The 13,773-nt window shown below is 46.6% G+C and carries 10 protein-coding genes; 5 read left to right on the top strand and 5 right to left on the bottom strand.

Annotated features, from left to right (window positions below):
* Positions 1–97 precede the first annotated feature (97 nt).
* Genes ltaE through ABXT60_RS02685 form a run of 3 tightly spaced genes read right to left on the bottom strand, consistent with a single transcriptional unit; the run spans position 98 to position 3,450 of the window.
* A complete protein-coding gene (gene ltaE, locus ABXT60_RS02695) occupies positions 98–1,162 on the bottom strand; it encodes a low-specificity L-threonine aldolase (RefSeq protein WP_443631235.1) in 1,065 nt (354 codons plus the stop codon).
* Between the two features lie 3 nt (positions 1,163–1,165).
* Complete coding sequence (locus tag ABXT60_RS02690; protein ID WP_443631234.1) at positions 1,166–1,858, bottom strand: hypothetical protein; 693 nt, start codon at positions 1,856–1,858, stop codon at positions 1,166–1,168.
* 32 nt (positions 1,859–1,890) lie between these two features.
* Positions 1,891–3,450: a trimethylamine methyltransferase family protein gene (locus ABXT60_RS02685; protein ID WP_443631233.1), complete on the bottom strand. Its 1,560-nt coding sequence runs from the start codon at positions 3,448–3,450 to the stop codon at positions 1,891–1,893.
* A gap of 163 nt (positions 3,451–3,613) precedes the next feature.
* Here ABXT60_RS02685 and ABXT60_RS02680 point away from each other — a divergent pair, with 163 nt between their 5' ends.
* Positions 3,614–4,603, top strand: coding sequence for a GlxA family transcriptional regulator (locus tag ABXT60_RS02680; RefSeq protein ID WP_443631232.1), 990 nt, complete (start codon positions 3,614–3,616; stop codon positions 4,601–4,603).
* Positions 4,604–5,055: 452 nt separating this feature from the next.
* Here ABXT60_RS02680 and ABXT60_RS02675 read toward each other — a convergent pair whose 3' ends face one another.
* Positions 5,056–5,925, bottom strand: coding sequence for a TauD/TfdA family dioxygenase (locus ABXT60_RS02675; RefSeq protein WP_443631231.1), 870 nt, complete (start codon positions 5,923–5,925; stop codon positions 5,056–5,058).
* Between the two features lie 385 nt (positions 5,926–6,310).
* On the opposite strand from ABXT60_RS02675, the gene ABXT60_RS02670 reads away from it, so the two are divergent.
* From ABXT60_RS02670 to ABXT60_RS02655, 4 genes are all read left to right on the top strand, one after another.
* On the top strand, positions 6,311–7,963 hold the full coding sequence (locus ABXT60_RS02670; protein WP_443631230.1) for an ABC transporter substrate-binding protein: 1,653 nt from the start codon (positions 6,311–6,313) through the stop codon (positions 7,961–7,963).
* A 105-nt stretch (positions 7,964–8,068) separates the two neighbouring features.
* Entirely contained in the window at positions 8,069–9,109 is a 1,041-nt protein-coding gene (locus ABXT60_RS02665) for an ABC transporter permease (RefSeq protein ID WP_443631229.1), read from the top strand.
* Positions 9,110–9,118: 9 nt separating this feature from the next.
* Entirely contained in the window at positions 9,119–10,273 is a 1,155-nt protein-coding gene (locus tag ABXT60_RS02660) for an ABC transporter permease (protein ID WP_443631228.1), read from the top strand.
* A gap of 12 nt (positions 10,274–10,285) precedes the next feature.
* Positions 10,286–12,367: a dipeptide ABC transporter ATP-binding protein gene (locus tag ABXT60_RS02655; RefSeq protein ID WP_443631227.1), complete on the top strand. Its 2,082-nt coding sequence runs from the start codon at positions 10,286–10,288 to the stop codon at positions 12,365–12,367.
* On the opposite strand, the gene ABXT60_RS02650 is transcribed toward ABXT60_RS02655, so the two are convergent.
* Positions 12,364–13,695 (bottom strand): MmgE/PrpD family protein, encoded by a 1,332-nt coding sequence (locus tag ABXT60_RS02650; protein ID WP_443631226.1) that lies wholly within the window; start codon positions 13,693–13,695, stop codon positions 12,364–12,366. The genes ABXT60_RS02655 and ABXT60_RS02650 overlap by 4 nt on opposite strands.
* Positions 13,696–13,773: the final 78 nt, after the last annotated feature.

Below are 13,773 nucleotides of genomic sequence, written 5' to 3'. Positions count from 1 at the left end.
CGTTATTTATTAAAACAGACTTAACTTAATGCCAAAGGCTCACAGTGGTTGAAACAGTGACCCTTTAGTCTATCGTTGCCCTACCTATTGGCGTAAGTTACTTGCGGTCAAAAAAACCCTGTATCGCCTCAACAACTTGCTGCAGAGCAGCATTATCGATTTGCATGTGCAAAACAATACGAGCACTTTCGCCAATAGCGGTGATGGCAATACCACGCTTGGCAAGATAACTGGCTAAGGCTGGCATTTGTGGCGATTGCAAAAACAACATATTAGTTTGTACTCTAGCCCGATCAAAATTTAACCCTTGCACACCGTCAAGTGCTGTGGCCAGCTCTTGTGTGCGTTGGTGATCCTGCGCTAACCGCCCTATGTTGTGCTGCAAGGCATACCTGCCTGCTGCGGCAATAATCCCTGCTTGCCGCATGCCACCGCCCAACATTTTACGCAGCCTGCGTGCCCTTTCAATGACTACACTTGGGCCTAAGAGCACAGAACCCAAGGGCACCCCTAAACCTTTAGACAAACACAAAGACACTGTATCGATAGATTCAACGAGTCGAGCTGGGGGTAAGTTTTGGGCGACCGCCGCATTAAGTAATCTGGCGCCATCCATGTGTGTAGCAAGCCCATGTGATTTGGCACAATCAACCAACGCATCAATATGACTTTGTTCTTGAACGCACCCTCCCACAGTGTTTTCTAAACACAGTAACCGGGTAATTGGGCAGTGGTAGTCGTTTGGCTTTATTGCAGCTTCCACCTGTTCAAGGTTAAAACGCCCAAACTCATCTGTTTGCAGCGCATGCATGGCCACGCTACCCAACACTGCTGCACCTGCCGCTTCATCACAACTAATATGGTATTTATCACCGACTAATACCTCCTCACCTCGCTGACAATGCGCTAGCACGCTGGTTAAATTGCTCATGGTGCCACTGGGTAAAAACAGGCCTGCTTGTTTACCTAATAAGTCAGCAGTTTCGTGCTCGAGGGCGTTAACATTTGGGTCATCACCATAAACATCATCTCCTACGCGCGCGCCTGCCATAACTTCGCGCATACTCTGGTCGGGCTGGGTCACAGTATCACTGCGCAGATCGATGGTTATCGGGTTATTAATAATGCTACGTGTGGCCACTGATGGGTAGTGTGATGCCATAGTTTAAGTCTCTATTTCTAATAAGCTTGCGTCGCTAACTTGATGCCTAGCATAAGGCAGCGCTGCAACAATATGTACTCGGGAGTCTTCACCCCCATTTAGAGCCGTATGATAGCCCCGAGTGTCGGTGAAATAAACTGAGCCATCGGCAGGCAAATGGGTGCAGTGATGATTGACAATGAATAAGGACCCTGGATTGGTAATAATGGGGATGTGTAAGCGCGGTTCTGGATCTCGATGCCACGAGTTACAGTTGTAAGGATCTTTACCTAACACTCGCATACGGCCAATGGGAAATAAAGCGATAAGCTGCTTGTACACTTGTTCTAAATAAGTGTTTGCAAACAGTGGATTGAACTCGCTGTAAGCTGACTCATCGACCATTGTATCCCGAGGGACTTCAGCATAGCTGTCATCTACTCTAGTCCAAAAACGCCCACAGTTATCTTCAGCAGTAGGGTGCTCTACACCTGGACGTCGCGTGAGCGCCATGACATGAAAACCTGAGCCTATGTCTTCAAGTTGATCTTGCAGGTCATAATAGCACTGACGCAGCTTGTCGATATCAAACTTTAGCTGCAGCTTCTGAATACCTGGGCCAGCCTTAAAATTGGCAACAGACTCAGTGTCATACTCACTTTCAAGCCAAGTTTGCATTTGCTTCGCATCTATTTCAGTAGTTGAATTGAGGGGCATAAAAACTCCTAAAACTGCCTATTTAGGCGATGCTAATCTATTTCAATCGGTTCTAGCATGGGTTCAGTGCTGCCGAGCTCTTCTTTACGCTTAGCAACATAAGACTCTAGCTCTTCTTGCTTAGCTAAATCAATCTTTGGCGGTTCAAATTCAGCTAAAATTTTCTGCCAAATCTCTGTGGCCCGCATAGTCGCATTTTTAGACCCCGCTTCAACCCAACTCTCGTAATTTTTCCAATCACTCAAAAAAGGTTGATAAAAGGCACTTTTATAACGTTCTATAGTGTGACTGGAACCAAAGAAATGACCCCCAGGCCCCACTTCGTCCATCGCCTCAATACCAATTTCGATACGATCAATTTTTAGGGGCTGCAACATTACTGCCATATGCTGCAGCATTTCACAATCCATGACAATTTTTTCAAACGAAGCCACCAGCCCACCTTCTAGCCAACCCGCAGCATGATAGATTAAATTTCCATGCCCCATTACAGAACCCCACAAAGCCATTTGGGTTTCATATACTGCCTGGCCATCCACCGCATTAGAGGCATTACAGGCACTCGTGCGATACGGCAAATTATATCGCCGCGCCATTTGTCCACTCGCCATGTTGGCCAGGCAATTTTCTGGCGTACCAAAAGCTGGGGCGCCAGAACGCATATCAACGTTTGAGGTAAAACCACCATAAACTACTGGGGCACCCGCCTTAGTTAACTGCACCAAAGCAATACCCAACAACGCCTCAGCATTTTGTTGCGCTAAGGCACCCGCCATGGTGGTAGGGGTCATAGCACCCATGAGGGTAAACGGCGTCACCGTGACGGCCTGGCCCATCTTTGCCATTTGCATAGCACCATAAGCCATACTGTCGTCTAATTTTCGTGGCGAATTAATGTTGATATTAGTCATAGTAGCAGGGGTTAAAGCCAGTTCTTCTAGGCTCATGCCGTTAGCAATGGCGTTCATTGCTACTGCGTCTTTTACACGGCCTGCACCAATGCCTTGGGCAAAAAAAACTTTATCAGCAAGCGTTAGGTTGGCGAAAGTGGTGTCTAGGTGCCGAGTATTAGGGGGTAAATCTGTGGGTGCCACAGCCTGATTACCAAAAAAATCAATGACGTTGAAGTACTGCCCAAAGCGGATCATGTGCTCATAATCTGCAAAGTTACCCAGGCGGCGACCATTCACGCAGTCGTGTACGTTTGGAGGGCCCGACGTCAAGCCGAAATGAATCACGTTGGACCCAATTTCTAAGGCATTGCTTGGGTTGCGTGGAGTAAGAGTAAATTGCGCAGGGGCCTTGCTAATGCACTCCAATACCAATGCTCTATCCATCCGAACCACACCCACGTCATCAACGTCTGCCCCTGCCTGCTTGAACAAATTCAATGCATCTTGACCCATCACTTCGATACCCAACTGCTCAAGTATGTCCAAGGAGGCTTCGTGAATGAGTTCAACCTGTTCTGATTCCAATGCCGCGATAGGCGCAAAACGATTACGCTTTTCCTGTCGTTCGAGCTGAGGAATAGCAAATGGATTAATTGTTTCTTGCTTTACTTTACGGCGGCGACCAGCAATACGGCTCATTTATTTCACCTGAGGCCTAATTCATAGCCTCTTAGTAACGGGTTTATAGCCAACACGATAGCATTCAAATGATTAAAAAAAGATACTAAATCGACAATAAACGGACTTAAAAATTGCATAACAGTATTTTACTCGATACCCTACGCTCCTTAAAGGAGCCTCCATGCGACCAAACCGCACTAGTAATCTAACCCAGATTGGATTTTTCCTGATCCCACAGTTTTCTATGCTCTCTATGTCAGCTGCCGTTGAACCATTGAGAATCGCTAACCGGCTTAGCCAGCGTATTTTGTATGAGTGGTCATTTTATAGCCAAGACGGCTTACCTGTTCGAGCTAGCAACGACATTGAGGTGGCTACCACACGGGATATGGCAGACACAGAGGGTTTAGATGCCCTAATTGTTGTGGCCGGCATAGAAGTAAAAGACCATGATGACCCCACTCTCAGCAAATGGTTAAGGGGCTTATCACGCCAGTCTATCACCTTAGGTTCTACGTCAACTGGTAGTTTGTTGCTAGCACGTGCCAAATTACTAAACCAAAGTCCCTGCACTATCCACTGGGAAAACATTGATAGTTTTAAGGAAGAGTTCCCCTTGCTAAATATTACTGGTGAGCTGTATGAGATGGATACTGACTTTATGACTTGCTCAGGCGGTTTATCAGGGCTTGATATGATGCTCCAACTCATTACCCAGCAACATGGCTTGCCACTGGCAAAGGATGTGGCAGAGCAATGCATTCACCCTAGCATCCGCGATGCTCATACGCACCAGCGCATGGCTACCCAAACTAGATTAAGTATTCATCACCCAGCGCTAATTAAGGCTATCGAATTAATGCAGAGCTGCACCGAGGATCCTATTTCGCAAACCCAGGTCGCCAGTCAATCAGGCCTCTCTTTACGGCAGATGGAACGCCTATTTAAACATCACTTTGGCTTAAGGCCTGCGCAGTATTACTTAGATTTAAGGCTCAATAAAGCCCGGCTACTGTTACAACAAACTAGCCTTTCTACCTTTGCTATTGCCACCGCCTGCGGCTTTAATTCAACGTCGTATTTGGCAAAATGCTATCGCACAAAGTTTTTAATAACGCCAAGACAAGAGCGCACAAGAGACTCATTATCCGCTGCTGTTTTACAAAGTTGAAAATCTCAGCTTTAGTAAAAACTCACATGATTCCCGTTATACAGCTGGCTAATTAATCACAGAGTAAAGCCATTAAGTCAGCTAAATTACCGTTTTGTAATTGCTCAATATAGGCCAACACGTGATGCGCTTTCTGGCGGCATCATGAGGCTCTGATACCATTTCTGTGCCGTCTTCCATACGGATACAGACATGCGCCCAACGCTCCGCTGGAAACACCTCATTGTAGCCTGCGCTTTTCAATAACGTGATTTTACCAAAATATCTCTTGCCTGAGCACAACGGCATCCAGGATAAGGTTTGAAGTATTGATTGATAATTTGCCAATGTTGACCCAAATCCTGCCAAAACAATTCTTGCTCTTCTACACCCTCCTCTTATGTAATGACATAAGAGGACAGCACTACCAGTGCATTGCGCTATTGCTGTTAAGCAACTAGAGTGAGAATTAACTAAGCAAACAGATCGCCAAGTTCGTGTTGTGGATGTACTGGAAATCGTTCTGGGGCATCAATCCATAGCCGCAGTAAATGGCGGCGATCTTGAGCGTTAGGCCAATCCTGATAACCTGTTCGTGCGTGCAGCACCGAGCGGTTGTGGACAATAATTGTCTCGCCTTTTTGCAGTGTTGTACGCAGGGCTAATTCATCAGACCTTGAAAAATGATCGAATAAATCGAGTGCGGCGACCTGTGTCTCACTCAACTCTATTTGCTGGGTTTGGGCACTTAGCTCTATAAATGGTCGGTAGTATACACAGCTAACGCGACCGTTGTTTTCGCAAAAAACGGGTCGCTCGGTTTCATAAGGGCCCGCCTGCGCAATACCATGGGAACCCTCCACACGCCAATGTGGAAACGGCTTATACAACTCTTCGAGAAGGGTTTGATCTGTGGCCGCAATATGATCGTGGATGCTGCGTACATTTACCAAATAGCTTTCCCCACCTGTCATCGCGGGTTGCAGGCAATGCAGCGCAATTAGCGTTGATGGGTCAGAATGTGGTGTCAGTTCTCCAGCAGACCGATAACCACGTTTATCTTCGGCTTCTACATCAGAAAAGTCGCATACATCTTCCACGAGCTCGCCCCGTGGCGATTGTGACACGATACTACCTAGATTCTCTCCAAGCAGGGTTAGCCTTGCTGCAGTTGATTCCTTGTCATCAAGGCACAAGTTGCGCAAAAAAGCGAATCCAAAGTGGTGTAGTGATTGGGTGGCCATATCGATAATGGTCTCCATATCTTCTGAACCGTTGATCCAGATAGAGTCGATTTCGCTCAGATGTGAAGCGTCCCAAGCAAAGTGTTTAATTTCTTTCATTATTGTCCTCATTCCATATGCTTACGTTAGGTTTAAAAAGATATTACTTTAAACTTAAAGTAAATATTTCCATAGTTTTTAGTTTATTGCAAAACCTTTATCCAATCTTCTTTACCAAAAGGGGAATTAAAGAACTTGTAGTATATAGTTACACAGAGGCTATATATGGGGCCTCAGGTCACGTTAGCTAGGTTGATCATTTGACAAGAGTGCAAATGATCTGTAAAACTTAAGGCGTCTTATAGAGACTTAGATAGGGCATAAGCTTTAAAGAATAACTGAAGCAGACGGCTTTGAGGCAAGCGCATTCAGCTTTAGTTTGTCCAGACTTAAACTCAAAAACCAAACCTTGCCGTCCATAAAAATAACAATTGGAGAGTATAGAATGACGAAGTACACTGACTTTAATAAAGCAACGCATCCTGTCGTTGACATGTATAAAAATGAATATTTACAAGGCCAGCTTTCCCGTCGAGAATTTTTTGTACGTGCCTCTGCCTTGGGTGCCAGCGCAATTGCGGCATACAGCATGATTGGTTTAGTCGCGCCAATGGCCATGGCCGGCACGCCTAAAATGGGTGGCACCTTGCGTTATCAAACGGAAGTGCGTGCGATGAAAGACCCACGCACCTATGACTGGAGCCAAATAGCTAACTTCAGCCGTGGCTGGTTAGAATACCTAGTGCGCATTAATACTGATGGCACTATGGACGGCCAATTACTCGAAAGTTGGTCATCCAACAACGATGCCACTGTCTTCACACTTAACGTGCGCAAGGGCGTAACTTGGAATAATGGCGATGCCTTCACTGCCGATGACGTGGCTCGCAATATGATTGGTTGGTGTGACAAGAGTGTGGAAGGCAACTCCATGGCGGGTCGTATGAATTCCTTACTGGATGCCGATACAGGCAAAGCACGGGCAGGCGCCATTGAAGTCGTCGATAGCCATACCGTGCAGCTCAATCTTTTGGCTCCAGATATTTCTATTATTCCAGGCATGACTGACTACCCTGCAGCTATTGTCCATTCAAGCCATGACAGTGACAATATGATAGGCAATGCCATAGGCACTGGCCCATACCTTCCTGAAAGTCTCGAGGTGGGTGTTAAGGCCGTGTTGGTGCGCAATGAGTCCCATTCATGGTGGGGCGAAGGGGCATACCTTGACCGTATTGAAATGCTTGACTATGGCACCGACTACGGTGCTATTGTAGCCGGTGCTGACGCAGATGAATTTGATATGACCTACGACGTTGCTGGTGAATTTATCGGCATGTTTGATGACCTGGGTTGGATAAAATCGTCAGCAGTGACGGCATCCACCATCGTCATCCGCCCCAATCAGCAGGCTGAAGTGGATGGCATTAAGCCCTATGCTGATAAACGCGTGCGTCAGGCCTTAGCGATGGCTGTTGACAATAGTATATGTTTAGAACTTGGCTACTCTGGCCTTGGCACAACGGCAGAAAACCACCACGTTTGCCCAATTCATCCAGAATATGCAGCCTTGCCTGCCCAAAAGGTAGATGGTGCTGCAGCAAAAGCACTGATGGAAGAAGCTGGCATGGGTGATTATGAACATGAACTTATTTCCATCGATGATGATTGGCGACGCAACACCACAGATGCCGTGGCTGCGCAATTGCGCCAAGCAGGCATTAAGGTTAAGCGGACCATTTTACCAGGTTCTACCTTCTGGAATGACTGGGTAAAATACCCCTTCTCCTCCACCAACTGGAATCAACGTCCTTTGGGTGTGCAGGTTTTGGCACTAGCCTACCGCAGTGGTGAAGCTTGGAACGAAGCTGGTTTCGCTAATAAAGAGTTTGATAGTTTGTTATCACAAGCTCTGTCGGTCCCTGACGCCGATGAACGCCGCAAAATCATGGCCAAGATCGAGGCCATTATGCAAGATGAAGGCGTCATCATTCAGCCATATTGGCGTTCTTTATATCGGCATAACAAGCCAGGCCTAGTGAATGCCGAAATGCATCCTGCGTTTGAGTTTCATCCAGAAAAGATTTGGTGGTCTTAACCTCTACCTGGGCCACTTTGTGGCCCTCTAATTTTCTCTAAAGAGCAGGCCTAGTGGCCTGCTCTTTGTTATTACCTCTCTGCCCTAGTCACCTCAGGACTGCACATGTGGATATTTATTGTTAAGCGAACAGGGCTTATGACACTGACTGCTCTGTGCCTAACCTTTTTGGTTTTTTTCTTAACCAACTTACAACCCAATTTAGAAAAGTTAGCCAAGACTCAGGGCAACATGCGCATGTCTGACACTCAAGTTGAACAATGGCTGGAAGATAGAGGCTATAACCAGCCTTTGCTGGTGCGCTATGGCGAATGGTTAGGCGTAGCCCAAGGCTTCGTATTTACTAAAGACAATGGCAAAACAGTAGGCCGATGTGTAAAACCTGGTGCAGACACTATCCCCAACTATTGTGGGGTTCTGCAGGCTGACATGGGCTGGTCTTCAGTATTTAAAGACGATGTTTCCAGTATTGTTAGCAAACGTCTAGGGTTAACGGGTTGGCTCATGTTATTTGTGATGCTAGTAATGGTACCTATGGCACTCATCATCGGTGTATTGGCAGGTATGCGAGAAGGCTCCCGCACAGATCGAAGCTTATCGACCTTTGCCATTATTACCACTGCAACACCAGAATATGTCTCAGGCGTGATCTTTGTAGTGATATTTGCTAGTTCAGCCGTTGGCCTAAGGTGGTTTAAAGGCTCTTCGGCTTCGGCTATGGATGAGATCACCATTGCTAATTTCAGCTTGCCCGTCATGACTATGGCGTTCTATGGTATGGGCTACATCGCCCGCATGACACGCGCCTCAATGGCGGAGGTAATGACCGCGCAATATATTCGAACCGCACGTTTAAAAGGCGTTAGTTTTCGCAATATCGTACTCAAACATGCACTACGCAATGCGTTAATTGCACCCTTTACGGTGATCATGTTGCAGATCCCATGGCTGCTTACTGGTGTTGTTATTGTTGAAACCTTGTTTAACTATAAGGGCTTTGGTTGGCTGCTCGTTCAGGCTGCCTCCAACAATGATATCGACCTCTTGTTAGCCTGCTCAATGGTAGCGGTATTCGTGGTACTCATCACACAGCTTATTTCAGATATTGGCTATGTATTCCTCAATCCACGCATTCGTATCAATTAGGGCTCACTGATGGACGCATTATCCGCACTGCAAATTACCATCGGCATTTTTACCCAGCTGATCCCTGTATGGGTTGCTATGGGCATTATATTAAGCCTCTCACTTTATTATCGACAGCACCTAGGCTTGTATGGTCATCTGTTTGATAGCCGCGTTGGCACTATGGGCTTGGTGCTCGTGCTATTTTGGGTGTTAACCGCTATTTTCGCCGATTTAATCATCACTCACGACCCTTTGGGCCAAATTTCTGGTATGAAAAACAAAGGCGTAGGTTTCCCTGTGCGGGGCGAGGAAGGGGCATACTATTTGTTGGGCGGTGACAACCTAGCTCGTGACATATTCTCTCGCGTGGTGATGGGCAGCCGATCAGTATTAACCATTGCACCAGCAGCCACTGTGTTTGCATTTATGGTGGGCATTACTTTAGGGTTGCCCGCTGGTTATCGATCAGGAACGCTGGATACAGTGTTATCGTTTTTGTCTAATTTAGTGCTGGCCTTCCCCGTAATTTTACTGTTTTTCTTACTCGTAACACCAGAAATTCGTTCCACCGGCGTGCCTATTTATTTGGCTGCTGTGTTGTTCTTATTTCCTATTATATTGTTTGTGGTGTTATTTCAATCTCGCTTTTATACCCAGCCTGTGAAACGTAATATTTATGTCTTTATTGTACTGGTGTTGGGGTTTTGGGCCTATTCAGGCCTAGCTTTTAACATGGACCCATTAGGTGTCTTTTATATGGAACCTAACCTACTGAATATTTTTGTTGCCGTGGTATTTGTTAACTCGCCAACAGTGTTTCGTATTGTCAGGGGGCTCACTTTGGACATTAAAACCCGTGACTATGTAGCAGCAGCCGAAACTCGCGGCGAAGGCCCCTGGTACATTATGTTGTGGGAAATTTTACCTAATGCACGAGGGCCCTTAATTGTAGATTTTTGTTTGCGTATCGGTTACATCACTATTTTATTGGGCACCTTGGGTTTCTTTGGCCTAGGTGTTAGCCCAGAAAGCCCAGACTGGGGTATGACCATAAACGAGGGCCGCAAACTCTTATCGATATACCCACATCTGGCCATTCCTCCTGCCCTAGCGTTGATGTCGCTAGTGCTAGGCCTTAACCTGTTGGCCGACGGCCTGCGCGAACAGTCACTCAAAGACTAAAGGAGCAGGATCATGCAACAGTGGGATTACGATGGCCCTATTTTAGAAATAGACAACTTGTCAATCAGCTTTTTTACTCGACTGGGTGAAATTCCTGCAGTAATGGATTTCTCTTGTGTGGTAGAGCAAGGTCAAGCGATGGGCCTTGTGGGGGAGTCTGGCTGCGGCAAATCTACCGTAGCCTTAGGCGTGATGCAAGACCTTGGTGTAAATGGCAAAATTGTGGGCGGTAGCATAAAATTTAAGGGCCGAGAGCTCAACACAATGAACGAAGAAGAACTGCGCCATTTGCGTGGCTCTGAAATTGCCATGATTTATCAAGAACCCATGGCCTCTTTGAACCCGTCCATGAAAGTCGGTAAGCAACTCATGGAAGTGCCCATGATCCATCAAGGAAGCTCTGCCAAAGCCGCCTGGGATCTAGCCATGCAAGTGGTTGAAGATGTTCGGCTGTCAGACCCAGAGCGAATATTAAATAGTTATCCACATCAGCTATCCGGTGGCCAACAGCAACGTATTGTCATTGCTATGGCGCTGATGTCAAAGCCGTCATTGTTGATCCTTGATGAACCCACCACGGCACTGGATGTCACTATTGAAGCAGGCATTGTCGACCTCGTCAAAGGGCTCGGAGTGAAATATGGCACTTCCATGCTATTTATCTCCCATAACCTTGGCTTAGTATTGGAGACCTGTAATGATATTTGTGTGATGTATTCTGGTGAGGCTATAGAAGCTGGGCCGATTGAAAAAGTATTTGAGCGTATGCGTCATCCCTATACCCAAGCTTTGTTCCGCTCAATTCCATTGCCCGGCGCAGATAAAAATGCCCGCCCTTTAGTCACTATACCCGGTAACTTCCCGTTACCCCATGAGCGCCCCAACGGTTGTAATTTTGGTCCTCGGTGTAATTATTATGATGCCCAAACATGTGGCCAAAATGAAATTCCCATGCTGTCTTTGACAGACGATCATTACCATTCTTCACGCTGTGTAAGAATCAACCAAATAGACTGGCTAAACCCTCCAGTAGCTGCTGAAAATAGGCAATCTACCCAAATAGGTGAAGTGGTTCTTAAAGTTGATAAGCTACAAAAATATTATGAGGTTGCAGCCAGTGCTTTATTTGGTAGTGGAGAAAAGCGTGTTGTTAAGGCCAATGAGAGCATCACCTTTGAAGCACGAGAATCAGAAACTCTTGCTATTGTTGGCGAGTCTGGTTGCGGTAAATCCACTCTGGCCAAAATGTTATTAGGCCTAGAAGAAGCCAGTGCAGGCACTGCTAACTTGCTTGGCAAGGATATTCAAAGCACCTTAATCCATGACCGTGGGGTTGAGTCTGTATCCGCCATTCAAATGGTATTTCAGAATCCATTTGATACCCTTAACCCGTCTATGAGCGTTGGCCGCCAAATTGTACGCGCCCTTGAGGTTTTTAGGGTAGGCACTAGCGAGGAGGACCGTGAGCAAAGAATGTTGGGGCTATTGGATTTGGTTAAACTGCCCAGGGAGTTTGCTCTGCGCAAGCCACGCCAGTTATCAGGCGGTCAAAAACAACGTGTCGGCATTGCTCGCGCATTCGCAGGCAACGCTCAAGTAGTCGTAGCCGATGAGCCCGTTTCTGCGTTAGATGTTTCGGTTCAGGCAGCTGTAACGGACCTGCTAATGGAGTTGCAAAGAAAAAATAAAACCACCATGCTGTTTATTAGTCATGACCTATCGATCGTTCGCTATATCTCAGATAGGGTAATGGTTATGTATTTAGGTCATGTGGTAGAAATGGGGAGTACTGATCAGGTATTTAGCCCCCCCTACCATCCCTATACTGAAGCTTTGTTGTCGGCAGTTCCAATTGCCGACACTAGCATTAAGCGCAAACATATTGTCTTAGACGGTGATATACCCTCAGCCATGAACCCACCATCAGGCTGCCCTTTCCAAACGCGCTGTCAGCATAAACAGCAGGTTGCTGATAATCGTTGCGAAAAAGAGTTACCCACAATGAAGTTGATGGCTGATAACCATGAGCTTAGATGCCACTTATCTGATGACTTTTTAGGGGCTATGATTCCTGTTATACAGCTGGCTAATTAACTGCGGACTAAGGCCATTAAATCTGCTAAATTGCCACTTTCCAAGTGCTCAATATAGGCCAACACCTGTTGAGCTTTTTTGCGGCCCCACACCGGCTCGCACAAGTTCATATACTTATCCTGGAATTGTACTTTACTCATAGGCTTATGAGGATCCCCTAGGGCTTCATGAGGGTCTGATACCATTTCTGTACCGTCTACCATGCGGATACAGACATGCGCCCAACGCTGCGCTGGAAATACCTCATTATATTTGGCACTTTCCAATAACGTGACTTTACCAATCATGTCTTTGACCTTTGCGTCGTTAAAACCACTGTAAACATCATCCGTACTAATCACACCATTTAACACGGCCATGGCGACTGGAAAACTGATGGCATACTGAGCTTGCTCGGTATTATTAGGCACATTGCTGAACAACCGCACCCCTTCATGAAAAGTCCAAAGCGTAATTTGCTCTACCAAGCGTGGATCAAAGTGATGCTGCAAACGCAAACTTAAGCAGGCCGCAACAGCTGGCTGAGCCCAACGGCATACCGGGTAAGGTTTAAAATACTGATTGAGGATCTGCCAATGTTGGCCCAAATCCTGCCAATAAGAAGCTACATTATCGGCGGTAATAGTGATGGCGGGGGCTCCTGTGAAGCCTTCAGCTGCCAAATATGCTGCCGAGGTGCCCGCCATGGCACCCCATCCAGAACCATCTTTTAGCATGGTAGGGTGGTCAATGTTTCGCATCATCTGACTGCGTGGCCCATGATATTCAGCAATGCCCACAGCGTGATTAAATTGTTCTTCATTAAGCCCTAAAACATGAGCGGTTAACGCTGCACAGTTGACCGCACCCCATGCACCAGACGTATGATAATCAGTCACTGTTCCATGCAATGCCATACCAGCTCTAGTGCCTATTTCATAACCAGCAACAATCAAACTAATTAACTCACTACCCGTGACAGGCCGCGACTGAGACTCTAAAACTGCAATCAGGCTAGGCAGCATACTGCAACCTACATGCCCTTTGGTATCTCGCTGACCATCGTGACAGTCCAGTGCATCAATCATGGCTGCACCCACCAGAGCAGCTCCCACAGGGCTTATAGGGTTGCCGCCTAGTAAGGGTTGTACTGCAGTAATATTGGTGCCAGCACCGAAATGGTCCAGCGCATGCTGTGTGATAATTGATGCTGTGCGGGAACGGCTACCACCCACCGCCGTGCCAAGCAGGTCAAAACAGCAAATTTTTGCCTGTTCAATCACTTCGGGGGGTAAATGATCAAAGCTAATAGCTAATAAAAACTGCCTTACAGAGTCTTTTTTTGGCATTAGGTCAGCTCCGTGTTAATACCAGTAATAAATACTGCAAAGAGATTAATTAGTTGCACCAAGCCACTCACGGGACAG

The organism is Candidatus Njordibacter sp. Uisw_056 (genome assembly GCF_047730085.1).
Lineage (GTDB): Bacteria > Pseudomonadota > Gammaproteobacteria > Pseudomonadales > Balneatricaceae > Njordibacter.
This window is presented reverse-complemented; position numbering and strand designations above follow the sequence as displayed.